Consider the following 24074-nt stretch of genomic DNA (forward strand, 5'->3'; position numbering starts at 1 on the left):
GCAATGGGGCTCGTCCTGACCGCGCCGATCTGCGCCTTACAACGTTCATCGCAACCTCCAAACTCCTGGTGTTGCGACGACCGTTTGAATCCGCCCAATACGTCTCTATCAAATACACCGAACGCCTGGCTGAAGCTGGCGTCGAGCCTTCTGTCGGCAGCGTCGGAGATTCCTATGACAACGCTCTCGCCGAAACCATCAACGGTCTCTACAAGGCCGAGGTGATCCATCGGCGCAGACCATGGCGCAGCTTCGAGCCCGTCGAGTTCGCGACGCTGGAATGGGTGGACTGGTTCAACAAGCGGCGGCTCCTGGCCCATTGGCAACATACCGCCGGCCGAAGCCGAGCAACGCTGCTACGCCATTCTGGAACAGCCGGCCATGGCGGCATAACTTAAACCGAATGGCCTCCGGCAAACCCGGGGCGGTTCAGGTTTTAACTCCAGCGACTCCCTTATCAGTGAAGCCCGCCGCGCGCATTTGCTTGCACAGCTTCGAAGCCAGCCGGAACATCGGGATCAAGTTGCCGGGATGATACTTACGCCGCTTCATGGAGGGGGCTCTCTCGATGGAGCTGCTACCATGGGTCGTGATACTGAGGCACACGGGGGCCGCGGGGCTATCTATTTCATCTGATAGGACAGCAGCACTGGCTTGATTAGCATCGTCGCCAGTGACACGTGGTAGCCCATCGGGGATACGTTGGCCCCGACATACAGGCAACGCATCGACTGCCTCATTCATGAAGGTTGTGCGTCCTGTGGGTGGCAGGCTTGGGCTACGTTCGAGCACCGCTCGGCGCGGCAAACCTCTACGCAAACGCAACGCAACGACACAAGCCGCTGAGGGAAACCTTGGCGGCTTTTGCGTGGAGGCACTATCAGCGGTCGTCTTCATGGCCCAACAGCTTGTGCGTCACGCGATTGATGAAATGGTTATTGCCGCAGGCTGGGCATTGCACGCACGAGGATGAAGGAGGCGCGTGCCGCATTCGACTCAGCGTCGAACTGGTGCTGAACGTACTCGCCGCTTGTCGGGCAACGAACGTGATCGTGTCCATCATAGCCCAGCACCGGCCATGGCACCGCCCGGCCCATGACCTAGGTCAATGCTTCCCGGTGCACTTACCGCCGCCGCGCTTGCCACGGATGATATCCTCCGCCTGTGCAGAGGCAGGTCCGGAGCCGCATCATGAGGTGATGGCGATCTGAGCCAAACCTCATCCGAGTTCGCGACAAAGAAAATGCATGGAACGGATCAATGAGCGCATCCAGAGTCTGGCCCTTCGGCCGCATCTGCGATCGCGCCATTACAACGAACTACCTCCGGCCGTTTTCAACGCAATCGGCCCTTTTGCGAAGTGGCCGCCGACACCGACTACGTCCGATCATCGGGACAGACCGGAAGTGCGCGGCAAAACCAAAACGGCGCTTTTGATCCGAGGCGGATTCCACCGGCCCGCTTCAGCCTTGTCGCGGCCACTGATTGCGGGCAGACTAGCAGTGGCATGAGAGGGCAAGAGCCATGCAACGTCGGCTTGCGGCCATTCTAGCGGCGGATGTGGTCGGCTACAGCCGACTCATGGGCGCCGACGAGGTGGGGACCCTCAATTCCCTCAAGTCGCACCGGCGGGAACTGGTCGACTGCGGCATTTCCGAGCACCACGGCCGCATCGTCAAAACCACCGGCGATGGGATGCTGGTGGAATTCGCCAGCGTCGTGGATGCGGTCGCCTGTGCTGTCAAGATTCAGCGCAGCATGGTGGGGCGCAACGCAGGGATCGCTGCGGAACGGCAGGTCGTGTTCCGGATCGGGATCAACGTCGGCGATATTATCATCGACGGCGACGATATCTTCGGCGACGGCGTCAACATCGCGGCACGCTTGGAAACGCTCTGCGAGCCCGGCGGCGTATGCATATCCAGGGCGGCGAACGACCAGATCCGGGACAAGCTGTCGATGGCGTTTGCTGATCTGGGCGAGCAGGCTGTGAAGAACATCTCGCGCGCGGTCGGCGTGTTCGGGCTCACTGCCAAGGACATCGAGGCAATTCCAGACGCCGCGATTCCCTCGTCTGCGGAAGACACCGTGGCGGCGTCAACCGTCCAACACAAGCAGGAAATTCACTTCTGCCAGACCGGGGACGGCGTGCAGCTGGCCTACGCCCGGATGGGCCAAGGGCATCCGCTGGTGAAGACAGGGCACTGGATGACTCACATCGAATTCGACTTCGAAAGTCCGATCTGGCGGCATCTCTACCAGGAATTTTCCCGCGAGCACCTTTTCATCCGATATGACGCAAGGGGAAATGGGCTTTCGGATCGTGACGTCCCGGACGTAACATTCGAGCGGTTCGTCGACGACCTCGATGCGGTGGTCGACGCCGCGGGCATCGAACGGTTCGCGCTGCTCGGCATATCCCAGGGGTGCGCCGTCTCGATTGCCTACGCGGTCCGCCATCCGGAGCGAGTGTCGCATCTGATTCTCTACGGAGGCTATGTCGTCGGGTGGAAGAAGCGCGCCAGGACCGAGGCGGAGAAGGCGGCCGGGGATGCGATGCTGACGCTGATGCGGCTGGGATGGGGTCAGGAAAACCCGGCCTTCAGGCAGATGTTCACGTCCCAGTTTATTCCGGACGCTAACAAGGAGCAGGCCGACTGGTTTAACGAGCTACAGCGTATCTCGAGCTCGGCCGAAGACGCAGCGCGCAATTTACTGGCAAATGGCGAAGTGGAAATCAGTTCACTACTGCCGCAGGTCAAGGTGCCGACCCTTGTCATGCATTGCCGCAACGACGCGAGGGTGCCGTTCGAGTCGGGCCGTCGGCTGGCCGCGGGGATTCCCGGTGCCCGCTTTGTCCCGCTCGAAGGCCGGAATCACATCATGCTGGAGGGCGAGCCGGCTTTGGCACGCTTTCTCGACGAGCTACGATCATTTCTTGCCTCCGATACTCAACACTAAAGGTACTGGATACGGCGGCTCCGTTTTGCCGACCAATATACGCCACGGGTTTCCCCTTGATGTCTGTTCTTGGCCAAGCGAAGTGCACGATGTCCGCTATTTGGGTCGCTATCGGGGGAAAAGCGGACGTCGCACACAATCCGCGGGCGGTCTTATTGCGCTAACAATCCGAATGCGATAGTGCCACTATGCTTGCGAAAATCAGCAGTGCCGGGAGGGATTTTCTGTCGCTGGCGTCCGAGCCTTTGGTTCCGGCGCTGCGCCCTCGAGACAATGAGCGAGGGCCGAGTCCACGCCCCTAGCCGTTCGCGAGGTCTACAGCGGCCGAGTTCGATAGTTAGTCAGAAAGCTTTGGGCGCTGGACGGCAGGTCATCGAAACCACCGAGCTTGGCCATCATGAGCCAGGTGGCAAAATCCGCCTCAGCCTCCGTGGGCGCTTTCTTGGCGATACTGGCGATGGAGCTAGAGGACATGGTGGTCCGATTGGTTTCAACCCGGCCGCGAAGCTGTTCATCGACACCGTCCGCGCGGCGGGAAAGGCAATTGGCAATTCAATCACAGTAATGACGGCGCGGGAGAGTTCAAACGCGAACCCTACGCCTCCCATCTCGCTGTAATAACCTTACCAACTAGTCGGCTCCTGGTCAGGTTGAAGGGACTGAGCAGGCTAACTAGGTCGGGCTCACCTCTGCTGATCCCCAACGGCAGTAATTCTCATCGTCACTGACGGCAACATCGCGTGGACCATCAGCTTGAGTGTTTCGACGGCGCGAATACGAACGTCATCCCGAGGTCTCTGTAAAAATTTAGTACCTAGCCTTACAGACGCTTCTGATGGCGCGATGGATTCAGCCCGGCGCGTTTGAGGTTCCTAGATTATGAACCACGGAATTGCCGGGCTATCGGTCTTTCAGATGTAGCCGGGAAGACCGGCGGCTACTCAGGCTTCGTCAGCGGCTTGCTGTGAGCTGCTGGCGGTAGCGCTCCGCGTCCCAGTTCAGCAAATCATGCTCGCTCTCGGAGGAGAGATACACAATCTCGGCGTCGAGGGGGAGGCGGCTGGTCACGAGGGCGAGGCAGCTCAGCAGGGCTTCGGCGCCAGCGCTGGCGTCAGTGCGGATGAGACTGCCAAGTCCAGGGACGAGCAGAGCAACGGGCGGTGATTGCCCTGCAGCCTCGGCGCGCAAGCTCATATTTTGCAGGCTTTCGCCTTGCTCCAAGATCGGCAAGCCCGGCCCGAGAAAGACGACGTGATCGGGATACAGGGATCCGCTGGCGGCAATAACGCGGCAATAGCGATCGGTCGCGATGCCGTGACAGATCGGATCTTTGGGTAAGCGATAATCAGTACCTGCACAGGTAATGCAGAGCGCGTTCTGATCGCCTGACGCGGCACTGCGTGGCGGCAGCGCCAGACGCGCTTCGACTTCCATCACCAGGGCTTCCGCGCCCGCGCAAGTTTCGGCCCCCACGACCAAGCCGTGATTACCGAGGATCAGCACGTTGACGTGGACATGCGCGATCGCTTCGCTGACCGCTTGGGCCAACGGCAGGCCCGGATGGAAGTAGCCGAGCCGAAGCCAAGATAATCCGCGCAAGCGATGTTCGAACTCTTGGTGAGCGTCGGTGCGCACCGCCCATGCGATGGTGTTAACGGAATGGACGTGCAGTACGACAGGATGCGGCATCAACGCGTGCAGCGCAGTCTCAATCGAACCGCGTAGTTGAGTTATAGTATTAGGGGCCAACGGCACCCGATCATCGCCGCGCGCCAGAGCGGTGCGAGCGTCTGACAGCGCGACCGGCACGAAGATGTCCTTGTCTTCGGCGTCGGCGAGCCAAGTGCCTGAGGCTTTGACCCAGAGCACGTCGCCTTCTTTGACGGAAGAATTGCCCCCGGCGCCCTGCACCAGCAGGATGTTTTTGCCGACGCGGGCGGACATACGGCGAAGTTCGGACAAGGCGCGAGGCTGTTTCATGAAGCGATCCTCACCAACTGAGATGCTGCACAGTCCAGTGCGGCATCCGCGCATCCGCGCCGGCAACCTGCCGGATCGCGTGTGCGACATTGTGCGATCCTGCAAGTGTTTCCCGATGCGCGCCCGCGCCGACTAGCAAGGTCAGCATGCCCGCCGCACGCCCACCGGCGATGTCGTGATCGATGGAATCCCCAATGACGAGGATGCGGTCGGGCGAGGGATGGCCCAATCGTTCCAGTGCCGCGGCAAACATCGGCGCGTGTGGTTTGCCGATAAACGAAACCCTGCCGCCGAGCCGCTGATAAAAGGCCGCCAGCGCGCCCGGGGCCGGGATTAGCCCGGTCACCCCAAACATCACGAGGTCGGGATTGGCGCACAGCATCGGCAGTTTGCGGACGGCCGCCACCGTGAGGCGTTCGCGCCATGGCTCCGGTTCCGCAACGCTGTCGTCGAGGCCCGCGAGCAGGATGAAGTCGGCGGATGTGATATCTGGAACCAGGGCCAGGTCGAGCTCATCGACGATGGAGCGGTCGCCATCGCGCGAGATCAGGAAGCAGGCTTGGCCGAGGTCCGTGAAGGGCGTCTGCGCGCGTGCCTTCAGGCTCTGCCAGGTCACTTCGCCTGATGATAACACACCATCGTAAATGTCCGGCGATAAGCCCAGGGCGGCGAGGCGCCGCTGATTGCTGCTGGCGCGCTTGCCGGAATTGGAGAGGATCAGGATCCGTTTGCCAGCCTCGTGCAGGCGCCTCACGCAGTCATGGGCGGCGGGAAACACCGTCATGCCTTCATGCAGCGTGCCCCATTGATCGAGCAGCACGTGATCAAAGTGATCGGCGATAGTGCGAAGGCCGGTGATGGTCCTGGCAATGGTCATGGCGGACCACCGTTCAGCGCAAGCAGCGCCGCGCCAAAGCTCGCTTCGGTTTGCTCGGCGACCGTCACGGGCACGCCCAGCGTGCGCTGCCTGATTGCGGTCCAGTTGTTGTTCCGCGCGCCGCCGCCGATGCTGACGACCCGCCGCAACGCTGGCGCACCCAGTTTTGCGAGCTGCCGGTAGGCGAGCGCCTCTACCGACGCGATGCCTTCGAGCAAGCCCTGGAAGAACCGATGGTCTTCCGCCGGCCGTGGCGTGATCCGCGCCGTCAGCGTCGGATCTGCGATTGGAAAACGCTCACCGGGCTTTGGCAGGGGATAGTAATCGAGTCCGGTCGGTGCCTCCGGCTCAAGCTGAGGCGTCAAGCGCTCCATGTCGTCGGGCGAGAAGTGCATCAACAGCGCCGCACCGCCGGAATTGGAGGCACCACCGGTCAGCCAGCGATCGCCGAGCCGGTGTGCATAAACGCCCTGGCCGGCCGCGAAAATCGGCTGCGAGGCCAGCAGCTTCACCACCAGCGTGGTGCCGAGCGAAGTGACGGCATCGCCGACTGCGTCGGCCCGCGTGGCGATGAACGCGGCCACGCCGTCGGTGGTGCCTGCTGCGATCTTCGCTCGCGGAGAAAGACCGAGCATGCGCGCGATATTGCGATCGATGTCGGCGAAGGCCGTCCCCGGAATCGTGGTCTCGGGCAGCAGATGGCGGGGCACGCCGAGCTCATCGAGCCAGCCGGGCCATGTCCGCGTTACGGGATCGTAGCCGAGCTTCAGCGCATTGTTCTCGTCGCTGATGCCGTGACGGTCGGCGAGGCGGCCGGCGATCCAGTCGGCCTGGTGCACCGCGTAGCGCGCACGGCTGACGTCATCACGAGCGAGGAGATGCAAGAGCTTTGCGAGTGCGCTGCTGGCGCCATGCGCGCCGCTGTCTGTTGGAGCCACATCGGAAATGCGCGCGGCCTCGTCCTTTGCGCGGGCGTCGTTGTACATCAGGCCCGGCGTCAACGGCCGGCCGGCGTCATCGACGAGCAGCAAAGTTCCAGACGTTCCGTCAACGACGATCTGCTCGACCGCGCCGAGATCGACGTGCTCGCCGAGCTTACGGAGCGCGGCAAGCGTTGCCTGCCACCATAGCTCCGGCTGCTGATCGACGGCGTTGCCATTGACGCGCGGCGGCGGCAGTCCGGCCGACGCCTGGCCCCGGATGGCGGCCTGCGCGTCGATCGCGCAGGCGCGGACCCCGCTGGTGCCGACGTCAATGCCAAGGAACAAGCCTGCCATTCGACCTTACCGAAGCTTTTGCGGCCCGCTTTATCGCTGATGCGCCTGATCTTTCGGGGCTCGGGCGGGCTAACGATTGCGCTGCAGCACGTTTGGGGGATTGACGCCCCGCCCGACCTCTGCAATTTTTTGCAAGACGTGAAGAAAATTGCAAGAGGCTTTTCCGCGCGTGACCGCATCCAGCGACAGACTGCCGATGATGGATGGCGAGGCCTCGCTCGCGACGCGTGCCGCCTGGCTGCATTTTGCTGGGGGACTGACTCAGTCGGAAGTGGCGGACCGACTCAACATCCAGAGCACGAAAGCTCACCGGCTGATCGCGCGGGCCAGTCGCGAAGGCATGATCCGCGTGTTCGTCGAGGGACCCATCGCCGAGTGCGTGGCGCTGGAAAACGTCCTGGCCGAGCGCTACGGCCTGTCCTACTGCCGCGTGGCGCCCGACCTCGGCGAAGGCGCTTTTCCGCTGAAGGCTCTGGCGCTGGAAGGCGCAAGCTTCCTGCGCCAGGCGCTTGAACGCGGCGAGCACAAAGTCATCGGCGTCGGCCACGGCCGTACGCTCGCCGCCGTGGTCGAGCAGCTGCCGCAGACGCCGGCGCGCGAGGTGCAGTTCGTCTCGCTGCTCGGCGGCCTGACGCGGAAATTCGCCGCCAATCCGTTTGACGTGATCCACCGGCTGGCTGAACGCACCGGCGCGGAAGCCTACCTGCTGCCGGTGCCGGTGTTTGCGAACTCCGTGGCCGATCGCGCCGTTCTGATGCAGCAATTCGGCATCGCCGATGTGTTCGCGCTGGCACGCAAGGCTTCGCTCCTGTTCGTCGGCATCGGCCAGATCCACAGCGATGGGTTTTTGGTGTCGAGTGGCATGATCAGACCTGATGAGGTCACGGAACTGAAGCGCGCAGGGGCCTGTGCCGACCTGCTCGGTCATTTCTTCAACGACGACGGGGCACTGCTCGATACCGACCTGTCGGCGCGCGCCACCTCGATGACCCGGGCGGATCTGAAAAAGCATCGCATCGTCGCCGTCGCCGGCGGCCTCGCCAAGTTGACGGCTTTGCGCGCGGTGTTGAAGAGCGGCCTTTTGCACGGGCTCATTATCGACGAAGCGACCGCGTCTGCGCTCACTGCTGACAAGCCGGAGGTCACATCCGGCAAAGGAAAAAAAGAAGGTCGGAAGGGAAGTAAACGCTAGAACAGGGAGGTTTAAGTGTACGATCGAGAGAAGAATCTATTCGAGTCCTACGCTGCCAAACGCATCAGCCGGCGTGACCTGCTGGATGGCGCCGCCAAGCTCGGGATCGCCGGGGCCGCCGCCAATGCCGCCTTCGCATCTTCGGTATCGCGGGCGATGGCAGCCGACTTCAATTGGAAGTCCCAGAGCGGCAAGACGATCAAGCTGCTGCTCAACAAGCACCCCTACGTTGACGCGATGATCGGGGACATTGAAGCCTTCAAGTCCCTGACGGGCATGAACCTGGCCTACGACATCTTTCCTGAGGACGTCTATTTCGACAAGGTGACGGCGGCGCTTTCGTCGAAGTCGGACCAGTACGACGCCTTCATGACCGGCGCCTACATGACGTGGACCTATGGTCCGGCCGGCTGGATCGAAGACCTCACCACCTACATCAACGATCCCGCCAAGACGAACCCATCCTTTGCTTGGGACGACGTCCTGCCGGGCCTGCGCGCCTCGACCGCATGGGATGGCGTCGCCGGCTCCGAACTCGGCTCCGGCAAGGCGAAGCAGTGGTGCATCCCCTGGGGTTATGAGCTCAACAACATCACCTACAACCGCAATATCTTCGACAAGGTTGGCGTCAAACCGCCGAAGAATCTTGACGAGATGCTCGAGGTCGCGGCCAAGATCACCAAGGATGCCGGCGGTCCCTACGGTATCGGCGTCCGCGGCTCGCGCTCCTGGGCGACGATCCATCCGGGCTTCCTGTCGGCCTATTCGAACTTCGGCCAGAAGGATTTCGTCATGGAAGGCGGCAAGCTGAAGGCCGCCATGAACACCAAGGCCTCGAAGGACTTCCACGAGAAGTGGGTCAAGATGATCCAGACCTCGGGTCCGAAGAACTGGTCGACCTACACCTGGTACCAGGTCGGCACCGACCTTGGCGCTGGCGCCTCCGGCATGATCTTCGATGCGGACATCCTCGGCTACTTCATGAACGGCGGCGAGAACAAGGAGCGGGGCCATCTCGGCTATGCGCCGTTCGCGGCGAACCCGGCGGCCAAGGCGCCGACGCCGAACGTCTGGATCTGGTCGCTGGCGATGTCGAGCTTCTCCAAGCAGAAGGACGCGGCCTGGCTGTTCATGCAATGGGCGGCCTCGACCGAGCATGACCTGTTCGGCGCGCGGAAGATGGATTTCGTCAACCCGGTGCGCGCGTCCGTGTGGAAAGACTCCGAATTCCGCGACCGGATCGGCAAATCCTATCCGGGCTATCTGGAGCAGCACGATGTCTCGGCGCCCGGCGCAAAGATCTACTTCACCGCGCAGCCCCTGTTCTTCGACCTGACCACGGAGTGGGCGGCGTCGCTGCAGAAGATGGTCGCCAAGGAGGTCAGCGTCGATGAGGGGCTCGACAAGCTCGCTGACAATATCAACCGCCAGCTCAAGCAGGCGGGTTTAGGTTGACGCATCGCGTGGTGGAGCTTCCTCCGCACCACGCCAACCCGCCGGTTGGGATCGAGGCCCTTTCCGAACCGGCGGTGTTCACGCCCACAGCTGATCCGTTATCATCATGAGCATGGCCCAACTCCTCCAGACCAGCGCGACGGCGCGCATCAAGCCGAGGCCGCGCGGCCGCTGGCTGCCTTACTTGCTGAGCCTGCCGGCCTTGCTGGTCTGTATCGCCATCCTGGTGCCCTTCGTCACCGCGGCGGTGTACTCGCTGCAGCGCTACCGGCTGAACCTGCCCTATCTGCGCGGCTTCATCGGCGTCGACAATTACATCGACTTTCTGTCCGACCCCGCCTTCTGGAATACGCTCAAGATATCATTGGTCTATACCGCGGTGACCGTTGTCGCGGAGTTGCTGCTTGGTCTAGGGATCGCGCTGTTGCTGAGGCGGCCGACCCGCTTCCACAACGCAGTGTCGATCATGCTGTTGCTGCCGCTGATGACGGCACCGGCGATCGCCGCCCTGATGTGGAAGCTGATGACCAATCCGAGCTTCGGCATCCTGTCCTATGCTGTGAGCCTGCTCGGCATCCATGATTTCAAATGGGCCTCTGATCCCTCGACGGCGCTGTTCACCGTGGTTCTGGTCGATGTCTGGGTCTACACGCCCTTCATGATGATCCTTCTGCTGGCAGGTCTGCGCTCGCTGCCGCGCCAGCCGTTCGAGGCCGCCGCGCTCGACGGCGTGCCAGCGAGCTTCGTGTTCTTCCGCATCACGCTGCCAATGCTGACCCCCTATATCATCACGGCCTCGCTGTTTCGCCTTCTGGACTCGATCCAGCAGTTCGACATCATCTATGCAATGACGCAAGGAGGACCCGGCGACCGGCTGATGGTGTTCCAGGTGCAGGCCTATCTCGAATTTTTCCAGTACACCAATGTCGGCCGCTCGGCGGCGCTATTGATGATCCTCTGGCTGATCACCAACATCCTCTCCAACATCTTCATCAAGAATTGGCTGCGGTTGCGCGAGCGCGCGCACGGCCACGCCTAGGCCATCAGGGGACCGCGATGGAGCACAGCAGTCTGGCAGGTCGAGTTTTTCGAGGCGTGGCGCTGGCGCTGGTGCTGGTGTTCTTCATGTTTCCGATCGTCTGGATATTCCTGATGTCGTTCCAGAGCAACGAGCAGATCCTGCGGATACCGCCGCGCATCTTGTTTGAGCCGACGCTTTTCAACTACCAGGCGCTGATCTCCGGCCAGCTGCGTACCACAGCCGGCAATCTCGAGATCTCCTTCATGCGCAACCTGATGAACAGCTTTGTGCTGTCGAGCGCGGCGGTGCTGCTCGCGCTGTTGCTCGGCGTGCCCGCCGCCTATGCCTTCGCCCGGTTCAAATTTCGTCTCGGCGAGACCATCGCCTTCACGCTCTTGTCGTTTCGCTTTGCGCCGCCTCTGCTGGTGCTGCTGCCGCTGTCGCTCTACTACCAGCAGCTCGGGCTCAACGACACCTATTTCGGGATCGTCTGGGTCTATCAGCTGATCGCGCTGCCGCTGATCCTGTGGATCGTGCGCGGCTATTTCGAGGATATCAGCCCGGATATCGAGCATGCCTATCGGCTAGCCGGCCACTCCTGGCGCGAGGCCTTTACGCGGATCGCGGTACCCCTCGCGGGTCCGGGCATTGCTGCGGCGGGGCTGTTGTCCTTCATCTTCTGCTGGAACAATTTCGTCTTTGCACTGATCCTGGCCTCGGCGGACAAGCAGCCGGTGACGGTCGGTGCACTGGCCTTCGTCACTGCTTCGGGCATCCAGTACGGCCAGATCGCCGCGGCGATCGTGCTCTCGGTGACACCGACCTTGCTGCTTGCGCTCTATGCGCAGCGCTATCTGGTCGAGGGCCTGTCGCTCGGCGCGGTGAAAGGCTAGGGCATGGCGCGTCTCGAACTCTCTTCCGTGGGTAAGGCATTCGGCGCTGTGAGCTGCGCCGCCGATCTCTCGCTGGCCGTCGAGCCGGGCGAGATCGTGGCCGTGTTCGGTCCGTCCGGGAGCGGCAAGACCGTGCTGCTGCGGATGATCGCTGGGATGTTCGAGCCGGACGAGGGCGACATCCTGGTTGGCGGCCACTCGATCGTCGGCGCGCCGCCCGAGCGGCGCGGCATCGGCATGGCGTTCCAGAACTTTGCGCTGTTTCCGCACATGACTGCCCGCGCCAATATCGCGAGCGGCTTGCGGGCGCGGGGCGCGGGCGCCGACGTGTCCGCAAAAGTCCAGTCGATCAGCCACTTGTTGAAGATCGAACATGTCCTTGATCATAGTCCGCGCGAACTGTCGAACGGACAGAAGCAGCGCACGGCACTGGCCCGCGCGCTGATCGGCAATCCCGAGGTGCTGCTGCTCGATGATCCCCTGCGCAATGTCGACGCCAAGTTGCGCTATGAGATGCGGCTCGAACTGCCGACCTTGCTGCGGCGCGGCTCGGCGTCCGTGCTCTATGTGACTCAGGATTATCGCGAGGCGATGGCGATTGCCGATCGCATCGCGGTGCTGATCGAGGGGCGCCTGGTGCAGGTCGCGCGTCCCGAGGAGATCTATGCCCGGCCGGCCACAGTTGCGGTGGCGCGGCTGTTCGGCGATCCCAGCATCAATCTCGCCGAGGTCGTGCCCGTCGCGGAGCGTGGCGTCTTGTTCGCAGATATCTCAGGAACGCGCGTGCGGCTCGATACGGCAGACCACCAGCCGATGGATCTGGGGGCGTGCTGGGTCGGGGTGCGGCCCGATGATCTCGTGATCTCGCAAGTAGCCAGCGGCGATGCCATCCCGGCGCGCGTCGTCGCGGTCACCCCGATGCATGAGAAGGCGGTGCTGCTGTTGCGCTTCACGGATGGTACTGAATGGCTGGCGGCGTTGCCGCCAAGCGCGACCGTGGCCGACGATGACGTTTTCGTCCGCTTCGCGCCGGAAGCATCATTGCTGTTCGATCGTGCGACCGGTGTTCGGATCGGGCTGCCGCACCGGCGCCAGGCGGCATAGGAGCGACGAGGGGCATGCTCGAGCTAGAGAATGTCGACAAGGTCTACCGCAGTCGCGGCAAGCCGCCGGTGCACGCCGTGCGCGCGCTCGACATGGAGGTGGGCAAGGGTGAGATCGTCGCGCTACTCGGCTCGTCCGGTTGCGGCAAGACCTCGACCTTGCGCATGATCGCGGGCTTCGAGGACGTCACTTCAGGCTCGATCGCGCTCGACAAGCGGCGGATCGAGGCGCTGCCCCCGGCGCGGCGCAAGGTGGCGATGGCTTTCGAGGGCTATTCGCTTTACCCGCCGCTGACAGTGCGCGAGAACATCGGCTTCGCCCTGAAGGCCCAGCAGCTGTCGCGCGGCGAGGTGACGCGGCGGGTCGATGCGATCGCGGGGCTGGTCGAAATCGAGGACATCTTGGACGCCTATCCGCGGGCGATCTCCGGTGGACAGCAGCAGCGGGTGTCGCTGGCGCGGGCGCTGGTGCGCGATGCAGATCTTTATCTACTCGACGAGCCGATGGGCCAGCTCGAGCCGCAGCTGCGCGCGGTGTTGCGCGGACGGATCAAGGGCCTACTGGCCGAGCGCGGCATGACCGCGATCTTCGTCACCCATGACCAGACCGAGGCGAGCGCGCTCGCCGACCGGATCGCGGTGATGGAAGACGGTATTCTGCAGCAATTCGCCAGCGAAAAGGAGCTGAAGAACCGGCCCGCCAACCTGTTCGTCGCCAGCTTCATCGGCGAACCACCGATGAATCTTCTGGAGACCGAGGTGGCGCGCGCCGATGGTGGTTTCCGCCTGTCGGTCGGCAGCGCCATGGCGTTTCTGATTCCGGGCGACAGGCTAGATTCCACCGCTCAACAGGCGCTGCAGCAGACGCCGCGCGTGCGCGTCGGCATCCGGCCGCAGAAGGTCGCGGTCGGCAGCGGAGACGTGCGCGTCCGCATCGTCTCTAATCAATGGCTCGGCGACCAGTCGCACGTCGCCGGCGAATGTGCCGGAAATTTCCTGATCGCCGTGACGGCGGGCAGGGTGGCGGCGCGACCGGGCGACGTCATTTCCTTCGGGCTGGAGCCGCACCATCTGCACATTTTTAGCACTGAGGGCACCTGCATCCGTCATGCGGAGGTGCGCTGACGATGCTCAATCCGCAGCGCCGTGACGTGATCGTCGGCATCGATGCCGGTACCTCCCTGATCAAGACCGTGGCGTTCACGCGGGACGGCAAGCAGTTGGCTGAGTCCTCGCTGCCGAATACCTACGTCACGCTGCCCGGCGGGCGTGTCGAGCAGGACATGGCGCGGACCTGGACAGATACGGTCGCAGCGCTGCGCGGGCTGGCGGCGCTAGTGCCCGAGCTTGCCACGCGCGTGACGGCGATTGCGGTGACGGGGCAGGGCGACGGCACTTGGCTGATCGACGATGGCGGCGGCCCGGTGGCGCCAGCGTTGTTGTGGCTGGATTCACGCTCTGCCGAGATCGTTGACGATATCAGGGCCAGCGAGCGCAACATCGCGCTCCATCGGCGCACCGGCTCGGGGTTGAATGCCTGTCAGCAGGGTCCGCAACTGGCCTGGCTGCAGACGCATGCGCCGCAAACCCTGTCGCGCGCGGCGACGGCGTTCCATTGCAAGGACTGGCTCTACTTCAACCTCACCGGCGAGCGCGCCACTGATCCGTCGGAGGCCACATTCTCCTGCGGCGAATTCCACAAGCGCCGCTTCGATGCCGAAACGGCGCGGCTGATCGGCATCTCCGATTGCATGCGGCTGTTTCCCGAGGTCGTCGACGGCGTGACGACGACCCATCCGCTCAGCGCGACCGCGGCGGAAGAAGCCGGTCTGCCCGTCGATGTGCCTGTTACGCTCGGCTATGTCGATGTGATCTGCAATGCGCTCGGCGCGGGGCTTTACGATCCGGCACCCGATGTCGGCTGCACCATCATCGGCTCGACCGGCATGCATATGCGGCTGGCGTCGAGCGCGGGCGCAGTGACGCTGAACGCGGAAGCGACCGGCTACACCATGCCGTTCCCGGTGCCGTGCCACTACGCCCAGATGCAATCCAACATGGCAGCGACGCTGAACATCGACTGGCTGCTCGATCTCGCGCGCGATCTGCTCGCGGCCGAGGGCGTGGCGCGGACGCGCGCCGACATGATCCGGCGGCTGGACGATCGGGTGCTGGAGGCGAAGCCCGGCGAGCTGCTGTTTCACCCCTTCATCTCCGATGCCGGCGAGCGCGGTCCGTTCGTCGCGCATGAGGCCTGCGCGCAGTTCCTCGGCCTGCGCTCGCGCCATGGCTATTGGGACCTGATGCGCGCGGTGATAGAAGGGCTCGCCTTTGCCGCCCGCGATTGCTACGCCGCGATGGGAAGTCTGCCGCGCGACGTGCGGATCACGGGTGGCGCGGCGAGGAGCCGCGCGCTGGGGGTGATCTTGAGCGCTGCGCTCGATTGCAACGTTCGCGTCTGTAGCCGCGGCGAAGCCGGTGCTGCGGGAGCTGCGATGATCGCAGCCGTCGCGACCGGACTCTATTCCAACATGACTGATTGTGCCGAGGATTGGGTGAGACCTTATTTGAACGAACCGCAGGCGCCTGACGCGGCATTGGCCGCGCGCTATGCAAAGATGTTCCCGGCCTATCTCGATGCCCGGCTGGCGTCACATCCGGTCTGGAAGCAGCTCGCGGCGCTGCGCGCGGGAGCTGGTCATGTCTAAATCCATTGCCGTCATTGGGGATCGATTCATGCTTCCCTCGATCTTCGTCGAGAAGATCACGGCGGCCTGCGGCAACGGCATCGATATCCGCACCCTCGAGCAGCCATGGCCCGACGAGCCGATGGAGCACGGCTATGCCGGCTCCAAGCTCGACGGCCTGAAGGAGTTCATGGGCGATCCCGACGAAGTCGTGTCCTTCATCGGCGATGCGTCGCTGTTGGTCACGCATCTGGCGCCGGTCTCGCGGGCGATGCTGGAGCGGCTGCCGAACCTGAAGTTCATCGCGGTGTCGCGCGGCGGGCCGGTCAATATCGACATGCAGGCGGCGAGCGATCACAAGGTGCTGGTCGTCAACACGCCCGGCCGCAACGCCAGCGCCGTCGCTGAGTTCACCATTGGCGCGATCCTCGCGGAGACCCGGCTGATCCGCAGCGGGCATGAATCGCTACGCGGCGGCGAATGGCGCGGCGATCTCTATCGTGCCGATCGCACCGGGCGCGAACTCGGCGAGATGACGATCGGCATCGTCGGCTATGGCGCGATCGGCAGCCGCGTGGTGAAGCTGTTGAAAGCGTTCGGCTGCAAGATCCTTGTCGCAGACCCCTATGTGCAAATCAGCGCGCAGGACCGCAATGACGGTGTCGAGCATGTCGCGCTTGCCGACCTCCTGACGCGGGCCGATGTGGTGACGCTGCATGCGCGGGTGACGCCGGAGACTACGGGATTCATCGGCCACGACGCACTGGCCGCGATGAAGAAGGACGCATTCCTGATCAACACCGCGCGGGGCCCGCTGGTCGATTACAAGGCGCTACATGAGGCATTATCCGCAGGGCGGCTGGCCGGCGCCACGCTTGATACGTTCGCGGTCGAGCCGGTGCCGCCGGATTGGCCGTTACTGCAATTGCGCAATGTCACGTTGACGCCGCATATCGCCGGCGCCTCAGTGCGCACAGTAACCGTCGCCGCCGACCAAGCGGCCGAGGAGGTTCGCCGCTATCTCGCTGGCGAGCCGCCGCTCAATCCATGTTGACGAGGAGAGGTATGTGGAGATGACCCGTGAGGAGCGCCAGTTACGCGAAGCGATCATTGCCAAGTGCCGATGGATGAACGCCTCCGGCCTCAACCAGGGCACCTCGGGCAATATCTCGGCGCGCTACAAGGATGTCATGCTGATCACGCCATCGGCGACGCCCTATGATGCGATGAAGCCGGAGATGATCGCGGCGATGCCGCTCGAAGGCAAGCACGGCTCATGGTCGGGACCGCTCCAGCCCTCCACCGAATGGCGCTTCCATCTCGACATCATGCGCGGCCGGCCGGATGTCGGCGGCGTCGTACACACCCATTCGACCTACGCCACGGTGCTGGCGATCGCGCGCAAGCCGATCCCCGCCTGCCACTACATGATGGCGGCGTTTGGCGGCCACGACATCCGCTGCGCCGGCTATGCGCGCTACGGCACCGCCGAATTGTCGGAACTCGCGCTCGCCGCGCTCGAAGGACGCAACGGTTGCCTGCTTGCCAATCACGGCATGATCGCGGTTGGCGCCAACCTCGACAAGGCGATGTGGCTCGCAGTCGAGCTCGAGACCATCGCGCGGCAATATTATCTGTCGCTGGCGCTCGGTCAGTCGCACATTCTGAGCGAAGCCGAGATTGCCGACACCGCCAAAGGCTTCTCGACCTACGGCCTGCAGACGCCCAAAAAACCTGCCAAGGCCAAACCTGGCAAGGCAAAGAAGGCCTCCGCGCGCCTGGCGATTGAGATCAAGCGCAGCCGGACGTGATGTCAGCGACGGCGCCGGGGAGGGATCACGGGCTGGTCGATCTCGCCATCATCGGCGGGGGCATCAACGGCGCCGGGATCGCGCGTGATGCGGCAGGGCGCGGCCTGAAGGTTCTGCTGTGCGAGAAGGGCGATTTCGCCGAGGGCACCTCGTCGCGCTCCGGCAAGCTCGTCCATGGTGGCCTGCGCTATCTCGAATACTACGAGTTACGCCTGGTACGCAAGGCGCTGATCGAGCGCGAGGTGCTGCTCGCCTCGGCGCCGCATATTATCTGGCCGATGCGCTTCGTGCTCCCGCACTCGCCTGAGCAGCGGCCCGCCTGGCTGGTCCGCGCCGGGCTGTTGTTCTACGATCACCTCGGTGGCCGCAAGCAGCTGCCGGCAAGCCGCGGACTGGATTTCGCCAAGGCGCCCGAAGGCGCGCCGCTCAAGGCGGAGTTCCGGCGCGGCTTTGAATATTCCGACTGCTGGGTAGATGATGCGCGGCTGGTGGTCTTGAATCTGATCGCTGCCAGGGAGAAGGAGGCGATGATCCTGCCGCGCACGCGCGCCGTGAGTGCCAGGCGGGAGGGCGAGACCTGGCTGCTTGAGATGCTAAGCGAGGACGGACGCTCACAACGCGTGCGGGCGCGTGCACTGGTCAATGCAGCGGGGCCGTGGGTGCAGGATGTCGTCCAGGGAGTGGCAAAACTCAATTCGTCACACAATGTGCGTCTGGTGAAGGGCAGCCATATCGTGGTGCCGAAATTTTGGAGCGGGCCGCAAGCCTATCTGCTGCAAAACGAGGATCGCCGCGTCATCTTCGTCAATCCCTATGAGGATGACCTTGCGCTGATCGGCACCACGGACATTCCCTATGAGGGAAGCGCCGAGAATGTCGCGATCGACGGCGACGAGATCGCTTATCTGCTGCGCGTGCTGGCGCGCTACTTCAAGACGCCTCCAGCAGAGAGCGACATCGTCTATGCGTTTTCCGGCGTGCGGCCGCTTTACGACGACAATGCGAAAAATCCGTCGGCGGTGACTCGGGACTATGTGTTCGAGGTGCACGGCGCGCCCGAAGAGCCGCCTCTGTTGTCGATCTTCGGCGGCAAGATCACGACCTACCGTAGGCTGGCGGAGCAGGCGCTGGAGCGGCTGCAGCCGTGGTTTCCGAGTATGTCATCGGCATGGACCGCCGGCCGGCCACTGCCAGGCGGTCAGATCGGCGGTACGTTCCAGGAGTTCGTGGCGGCGATCGCGGCCGAATATCCCAATTTACCGCGCAAGTTGATCCAGCACTATGCACGCCTCTACGGTACCCGTGCGTGGGACCTCCTAGGCACCGTGCGGAGCATCCCGGAGCTCGGGCGGCACTTCGGCGGGCTGCTCTATGAACGCGAGGTCCACTATCTGCAGGAGGCAGAATGGGCGAGCAGGCCTGCAGATATCCTGGAGCGACGCACGAAGCACGCCCTGCATTTGAGCTGCGGAGAGCGGAAAGCATTCGAAGAGTTCATGCAGAATTCAGATGCCGGAACCGCCTGATGACTTCCCGAGGTTGAAGCAAATAGCCCGCCGCAACCCCGACTTCCTCATTGCAGTCGCTCTTCGCCGCGTTTCTACTTGGATTGTGGGTGGCTCGTCGGCGCTAGGAGAGCCGCCGGCTCGGCAGGAGCCTGGGCGTGTCCGTGCGATCGTCGCTCAAGGGCGCACGACGAAGATCGAGGCTGGCGCAAAGTCAGTACGGGGGGATCCATATGACCGGGCGCCGGGAGCAAGGCGTGATCCCACATATTGCGCGCACAAGTCTGCTTAGATTCTACGGCTCTGGCATGTGCAGCAGGAAAGCAACACTCCACAACACCTTGCGCGAGTGCGTGAATGTTAATTTGCACAGTCAGAACGATTCAGGCCAGCTCCCGCAACGAACCTTGTAGCTGTGGGGGACACAATGACTGTTACGCGTTGGATCGGCGCCGCCGCCCTGTTCCTGATCGCGGTGAGCTCTGAAGCTTATGCCGCGCGCCAGCACAGACCGGGAGAGCGGATTTCCTGTTCGGAAGTCCGATACTACGTTGCGAGGTATTCGGCGGCTGTGGCCGAGATGTATGCCCGCAATCAGGGAGCCACCAACAGCCAGATCGAGCGGGCTCGGCGTTGCTTGGCCTCAAACGAGACCGCCGAAACAGGTCCACAACGGTCCTACAGCGAATAAGCATGACGAACATTGAGCTGGGACGTGAAGCGACCGAGGCATATACGGTAGCGAGGTGCTGCTAAAGCCGCTCCACACAATACGGGCCTTCGAAGCGGCCGCGCCCGCCTGCCCAGCTACAGCCTGAGCACGGAGTCGACGGCGAGGATCTAGCATGTGCAGGCGACGGATCCTGACCTAGGGCTTCACCGAGGTTCGGGCTACCACCGAAGCGCGGGCGTCGAAAGTTGACGAAGCGCGATAGTGGCGGATTGGCTTCTGCCGATGTCATAGAGATTTGCAAATGGGGAACACCAGCCGCCGACCTACTTGACGTAGATCATTCGTTCCTTAGTGGCCCGCAGGCTGCGGATGTAATAGCCTTGTGCCTGAACGGCTGACTTGATTTCGTTGCTAACCTTGAGAACTCGTTTTCTGCTCTTGCGCCAGGTATGTGCAGAGTAAACCGCAGGTACGGCGGAGCCTGTACTTAGAACGAGCAAGCCGCGCTTGTCATTGCGATAGACGTCAAACATCGTTTGTCCCCGCTGACCATATTGAACTAAGAATGAAATATGTTTCGGTTGTCTCAATGACCGAGCTTAGTATTTCAGTCCGCTGTGCGGGTTGTAAATCTGCAACGCCAGCGACTTTCCTTCGGTTCGTTCTGGATACGGAACGAACTGAAGGAAGCCCCGGCCGCCGTCAAATTGCTGCGTATGCAATTACTTCAGTCACGATGTGTTTCGGATGTTGTTGATTTGGGGGCGGAATCGAGCGGCAAGCGGCCGCCGCCGTCTTCACGGATTCGCCCCGTGTGGTTGCTCGTGCACGGCAACGCCGACACGTCGTCGTGGGCGGCGATGCACCTGGCCCGTAGGCGATGTAGCTACGTCTTTCGCTGACTGCCTGTTAAGGAAGAATAGCCGACTAGACCTGCTCGCGCTTCTGCTCTTCGCGTTTTGCCCAACAGCGCACCTCGCAACGGCTCGGCTGCACGTTCGCTTGAGTTCGACGCAACTTGGCGTCAGCCGATGTCGCCGTTGACCTCAAAACGGGCCCGTTTTGACCCTCACGTCTTACGAATTTTTGGGTGTCCTACTTTCTATCTTTGATAGTCGGTCGCACTAACGGGAAGCTACTCTCTTTCTTCGTCTTCTTCTTCTTCTTCGGAGAGTGGGCATGAATCAGCATCCAAGTCGATCGAATTCCGGGGCGCGCATTGTGCGATTCAGGTCTGAACTGGTCAGGCAGGAGTCGGGACCTATGATGGTCCACCTGTTTGATTTGCCCAGATTACGACCACGAGGCTACGCCAAGCCCTCGCTAACTCATCGGGCGGTGGTGCTCGCCCTCGTAACGGAAGGCCGCCTCAGTCGGCCCTCTCCTTTTCGGCCCTCTTTCCTTTGGTCAATCCGCGCGCATGCGGAAGGGCGTCAGGTTCGAACCTTTGGCACAACAACCTGCGGCCATCGCTCAGGGGGCGCAAACAGAGCGGCCCCAGCGGGGATGGGGGGCCAAGGGCTGGGGCCGCCATTCCGCACCGGACGTATTCGGCGGTAAGGGTCCGGTGGATCAAACCAAGTCAGTCCGGAACCGATGGTTCCAAAGGCTGTTCCGTCATCGCACATGAACCCTGGCACGCCGTGTGAATAGGGTATCGGGGACTTTGCAATGCCCCTCCCGGGCTGGAAGTCGCCTGCCCGCGATCAATTAAGCCGACGGAGTTATGCTTCAGGAGCCTCAACCAGTTTGGTATCCAGGACAAGCGACAAGCTCCTCCACGTTCCCAGAGACCTATGACGAGCTGCCGCGGCGCGCGCAGCGGTATCGCTACGTTCGCAGAATTCGACGAGCGTCGCCGCCCAGAAGCTGGCGGGGTAGTCAAAGGGGTGCATCGACGCCCAGCGCCGCGATCGTCCGTCGGGTTAGGGCGCCGGACAATCACCGGACGAGCGCACGACTTGCTTACTGCGGCAAATTGGGCTGCGCCCCACTGCGAGATGTGATCAATACTGCCCTGAGCCCGTACAGAACAGGCCAAGACCGGATTACGATTTCCGGTCCTCCACTTGTTCTGAAATCACGACAGTCGCTCGCCCTGTCCTTGGCGGTCCACGAGCTTGCTACTAACGCGTTGAAGTACGGCGCTCTGAGCGTGACAAGCGGCCGCGTGTCGGTTGTGTGGTCATCCGAAGATCAAGCGGGTGATCAAAAGTTTGTCTTCGTCTGCCAAGAATTCGGAGGCCCATCTGTGTCGGAGCCGACCGTGAAAGGCTTTGGCTCACGCCTCATTTCGAGAACACTGGAAGAGGATTTCCGAGGGGCGGTTACTGTGTCCTAAGGATCGAGCGGGCTCACTTGCCGTCTCACTGCCCCCGTTGCAAATCTAAAAACTTCACCGCAATAGCAGAAGTCTTTTACCCGAGCTACGTTGACCAACGCCAAGACGGGTAGCCCGCTCGCGGGTCCACCGTCATCGAGGCGGGGTTCGAGAGTGTTCGCGAGACAATCTAGAACGTGCGGTACGGCCCCAAGCCGAAGAGCGCCTCAGTCACCGTGATGTCCGCTGTCCAACCGATTTTAGCGATCCAATCGTTGACGGATGACTGACATGGGCTGGTGGCGGTATTGCCGGCCAGATCGGTGAGCTTATCGATGGAAACGGCGGCTTCGATACGGCGCAATACGCCAATCCAACCTTCACGACGGGGGGGAATCAGCGTTCGCCTTGCGGCAGGAACGGTGATTGGCGATGCCTCGAGCGGCGCCGGCTGCCCTATGACGTCGTTCGCTCTCCTCGAAAGCGTAACGAACCTACTCCGACGTCCCGTCCACCCCCGCATTTTCGTGCATGCAAGATGGTCCAAAAGCCGAGGTAAGTGTCCAGCGGAACAGCCGATTCTTGGCCCCGCTTTCCACGTTTTCACGAGCCCGCCGATTACCCGGCCCGCTGCGCGAAGACGCGTCCGCTAGTGCGGCTTACTCGACCTTGCTGCTTATGGAAGCGTTGCAATCGACCGTAGACCGCGAGGCGAGTGCGGTCTAACCGCTGGCCGATCTCGCTTGCACTCATGCCACTGTCGAATAACGCAAGAAGTTGCGCTTCTTCCTCGGGAGACCACGAACGGATATCGACGTAGCTGGGGGGGCCGGGCGCCATCGTGATGAAGGGCCCGTGCTAATCGGCTTCATCCAAGAAGCATGATGTTACCAAGGCCACTCCGCCAATCTACCTCGACCGGCTCATACTTTGCTGCCGTGCAACAATTGGCGATACCGCGCGGGACCGAAGGGGTGATCCTCGCTAAGCAAACAATAGTACCCGTGAGTCCGCCATGGGTCACTCGCGATCTGCGCCAAGCAATGGCCAACCCGGCCATGTCCATTGCTCGCCGAAAGCGGAAGTAAATCTGGAGCGTTAGCGGTTTTGCGGCCAACTGCGGCTTGTTGGTATCGCTTTGGGGGTGATTCAAGCTCTCAAATCGGCCTCGAATCACGCGCTACGAACTCAGCGATTGTGAATGGACCGCGATATTCCGCCGGAACGAAATCGCAAAGACCCGATCTGCTTCAGTCCGTATCTCTATCGTGCGCGAAATCTCGTCGAAAGGTTCTTCAACAAGATCAAGCAATGTCGGCGGGTCGCGACCCGATACCACAAATTCTCAGTCAACTATCTGGCGTTTCATCAAGCTCGCATCAATCCGCATTTGGCTGCGCGCTAAATGAGTCCACGCTCTACCCGAGCGCGGGGGTCGGGCCGCCGAGTGGAAGGTGATCGGCCGAACCTACTGTTCGAGCTCGACGCACTGACGAAGCCTGAAGACGATATCCGGCAAAGCGTGTCGCAGGCGTGCAGCGTCTTGGGACGTGGTCGAGAACGGTGCGAACGTGACCATCGCATTCCAAGGTCGACTTCCGTAGACGGTGATCGAGACTCCGGATCTCGAAAAGCCTTCAACTTTGCGAAGCTCACCAAGAACGAGGTCGGCGATCGCCACAGCGGGCAGTCGCGCTCGTTTTCCATCGGGGCCGCCGGCGGACAAGGGTGCGACCGGTTTTGCAGGCGACGCTGCCGCGGTCACGGGCTCCTCTTCGAGCGTTGGCGGCATCTCCGGCGCCGGAGGCGCGGGGGTGGGCGGCGCGGGCGGAGCAAAAATGCCGCTGATCAGCGCCATAAGGCCCGGATCTTTCGAGTCATTGCTCATCGCTCTCTCGCAGTTGAGCGTAGCCTAGCAACATTCGGAAAGGATGCCCACCACGCCTGGGCAAGTGGTCGCGGTTCCTGTGTTAGCGATCGAACATTCGGGCGTGCAAAGTTTCGCTAAGCTCCTCCTCAGCGAGGTACCGGGCTCACGGAGGGGCGTCGAAGGTGTTGGGCGGTGATGCGCTGGCGTATGCGCAATTGTTTGTTGATTTATCCATCAGGCAAAAATTCCGCTTCCGCGATCCGCGGGCGCTACATACTCGGCGAGGAGCGATTGACGTGCGATCGCTGCGCAGCGACTGACTCTGTGACTTTCTGGCGTTTCGAGGGGATAGCTCACCGCGCGTGGGCGATGAACAGTCGGACGGATACTTGCGTTCAGCGCTAGTTAGAACGGCGCGTTTCTGGGGGATTAACGAATGACAAATTGTG

General features: G+C 62.4%; 18 protein-coding genes and 2 pseudogenes. 13 read left to right on the top strand and 7 right to left on the bottom strand.

Annotated elements, in window-relative coordinates; all coding sequences use genetic code 11:
- Positions 1-393: pseudogene (locus ABIB91_RS35935) on the top strand (integrase core domain-containing protein); the annotation flags it as partial.
- Between the two features lie 1131 nt (positions 394-1524).
- The gene (locus tag ABIB91_RS35940; protein WP_354171534.1) at positions 1525-2961 is read left to right on the top strand and encodes an alpha/beta fold hydrolase; all 1437 of its coding nucleotides are present in this window, start codon (positions 1525-1527) and stop codon (positions 2959-2961) included.
- A 951-nt stretch (positions 2962-3912) separates the two neighbouring features.
- Here ABIB91_RS35940 and ABIB91_RS35945 read toward each other — a convergent pair.
- From ABIB91_RS35945 to ABIB91_RS35955, 3 genes are read right to left on the bottom strand one after another with little or no spacing between them, the layout of a single operon-like run.
- A complete protein-coding gene (locus ABIB91_RS35945; RefSeq protein ID WP_354171536.1) occupies positions 3913-4941 on the bottom strand; it encodes a class II aldolase/adducin family protein in 1029 nt (342 codons plus the stop codon).
- A gap of 10 nt (positions 4942-4951) precedes the next feature.
- Positions 4952-5818, bottom strand: coding sequence for a TIGR01459 family HAD-type hydrolase (locus ABIB91_RS35950; RefSeq protein ID WP_007601750.1), 867 nt, complete (start codon positions 5816-5818; stop codon positions 4952-4954).
- The gene (locus tag ABIB91_RS35955; RefSeq protein WP_007601751.1) at positions 5815-7095 is read right to left on the bottom strand and encodes an FGGY-family carbohydrate kinase; all 1281 of its coding nucleotides are present in this window, start codon (positions 7093-7095) and stop codon (positions 5815-5817) included. The genes ABIB91_RS35950 and ABIB91_RS35955 overlap by 4 nt, the downstream gene beginning before the upstream one ends.
- A gap of 196 nt (positions 7096-7291) precedes the next feature.
- On the opposite strand from ABIB91_RS35955, the gene ABIB91_RS35960 reads away from it, so the two are divergent.
- From ABIB91_RS35960 to ABIB91_RS36005, 10 genes are all read left to right on the top strand, one after another.
- Positions 7292-8287, top strand: coding sequence for a sugar-binding transcriptional regulator (locus ABIB91_RS35960; RefSeq protein WP_035995620.1), 996 nt, complete (start codon positions 7292-7294; stop codon positions 8285-8287).
- 15 nt (positions 8288-8302) lie between these two features.
- Positions 8303-9742 carry an extracellular solute-binding protein gene (locus ABIB91_RS35965; protein ID WP_354171539.1) on the top strand — a complete coding sequence of 480 codons (1440 nt, stop codon included), beginning with the start codon at positions 8303-8305 and terminating at the stop codon, positions 9740-9742.
- A gap of 112 nt (positions 9743-9854) precedes the next feature.
- Complete coding sequence (locus ABIB91_RS35970) at positions 9855-10781, top strand: carbohydrate ABC transporter permease (RefSeq protein WP_354171574.1); 927 nt, start codon at positions 9855-9857, stop codon at positions 10779-10781.
- A 17-nt stretch (positions 10782-10798) separates the two neighbouring features.
- On the top strand, positions 10799-11656 hold the full coding sequence (locus ABIB91_RS35975; RefSeq protein WP_007601756.1) for a carbohydrate ABC transporter permease: 858 nt from the start codon (positions 10799-10801) through the stop codon (positions 11654-11656).
- Positions 11657-11659: 3 nt separating this feature from the next.
- A complete protein-coding gene (locus tag ABIB91_RS35980) occupies positions 11660-12760 on the top strand; it encodes an ABC transporter ATP-binding protein (RefSeq protein WP_007601757.1) in 1101 nt (366 codons plus the stop codon).
- A gap of 14 nt (positions 12761-12774) precedes the next feature.
- The gene (locus tag ABIB91_RS35985; protein WP_354171541.1) at positions 12775-13884 is read left to right on the top strand and encodes an ABC transporter ATP-binding protein; all 1110 of its coding nucleotides are present in this window, start codon (positions 12775-12777) and stop codon (positions 13882-13884) included.
- A gap of 2 nt (positions 13885-13886) precedes the next feature.
- Positions 13887-15467, top strand: a complete 1581-nt coding sequence (locus ABIB91_RS35990; protein WP_007601759.1) for an FGGY-family carbohydrate kinase — start codon at positions 13887-13889, stop codon at positions 15465-15467.
- The gene (locus ABIB91_RS35995; protein ID WP_007601760.1) at positions 15460-16500 is read left to right on the top strand and encodes a 2-hydroxyacid dehydrogenase; all 1041 of its coding nucleotides are present in this window, start codon (positions 15460-15462) and stop codon (positions 16498-16500) included. The genes ABIB91_RS35990 and ABIB91_RS35995 overlap by 8 nt, the downstream gene beginning before the upstream one ends.
- Positions 16501-16519: 19 nt before the next feature.
- Positions 16520-17257: a class II aldolase/adducin family protein gene (locus ABIB91_RS36000; RefSeq protein WP_354171576.1), complete on the top strand. Its 738-nt coding sequence runs from the start codon at positions 16520-16522 to the stop codon at positions 17255-17257.
- Positions 17257-18783 (top strand): glycerol-3-phosphate dehydrogenase, encoded by a 1527-nt coding sequence (locus ABIB91_RS36005; protein WP_007601763.1) that lies wholly within the window; start codon positions 17257-17259, stop codon positions 18781-18783. The genes ABIB91_RS36000 and ABIB91_RS36005 overlap by 1 nt, the downstream gene beginning before the upstream one ends.
- Positions 18784-19758: 975 nt before the next feature.
- On the opposite strand, the gene ABIB91_RS36015 is transcribed toward ABIB91_RS36005, so the two are convergent.
- The 3 genes from ABIB91_RS36015 to ABIB91_RS36025 form a co-directional block, all read right to left on the bottom strand.
- Positions 19759-19968 (bottom strand): hypothetical protein, encoded by a 210-nt coding sequence (locus ABIB91_RS36015; protein WP_354167015.1) that lies wholly within the window; start codon positions 19966-19968, stop codon positions 19759-19761.
- A 1977-nt stretch (positions 19969-21945) separates the two neighbouring features.
- Positions 21946-22119, bottom strand: a complete 174-nt coding sequence (locus ABIB91_RS36020) for a hypothetical protein (protein ID WP_157158666.1) — start codon at positions 22117-22119, stop codon at positions 21946-21948.
- 254 nt (positions 22120-22373) lie between these two features.
- Positions 22374-22595, bottom strand: coding sequence for a GcrA family cell cycle regulator (locus ABIB91_RS36025; protein ID WP_354171544.1), 222 nt, complete (start codon positions 22593-22595; stop codon positions 22374-22376).
- A 370-nt stretch (positions 22596-22965) separates the two neighbouring features.
- Here ABIB91_RS36025 and ABIB91_RS41810 point away from each other — a divergent pair.
- Positions 22966-23164, top strand: a pseudogene (locus tag ABIB91_RS41810) (transposase); the annotation flags it as partial.
- A gap of 59 nt (positions 23165-23223) precedes the next feature.
- On the opposite strand, the gene ABIB91_RS36030 reads toward ABIB91_RS41810, so the two are convergent.
- The gene (locus ABIB91_RS36030) at positions 23224-23643 is read right to left on the bottom strand and encodes a hypothetical protein (protein ID WP_035994466.1); all 420 of its coding nucleotides are present in this window, start codon (positions 23641-23643) and stop codon (positions 23224-23226) included.
- Positions 23644-24074 lie beyond the last annotated feature (431 nt).

Source organism: Bradyrhizobium sp. JR4.3 (assembly GCF_040547695.1).
GTDB lineage: Bacteria > Pseudomonadota > Alphaproteobacteria > Rhizobiales > Xanthobacteraceae > Bradyrhizobium > Bradyrhizobium canariense.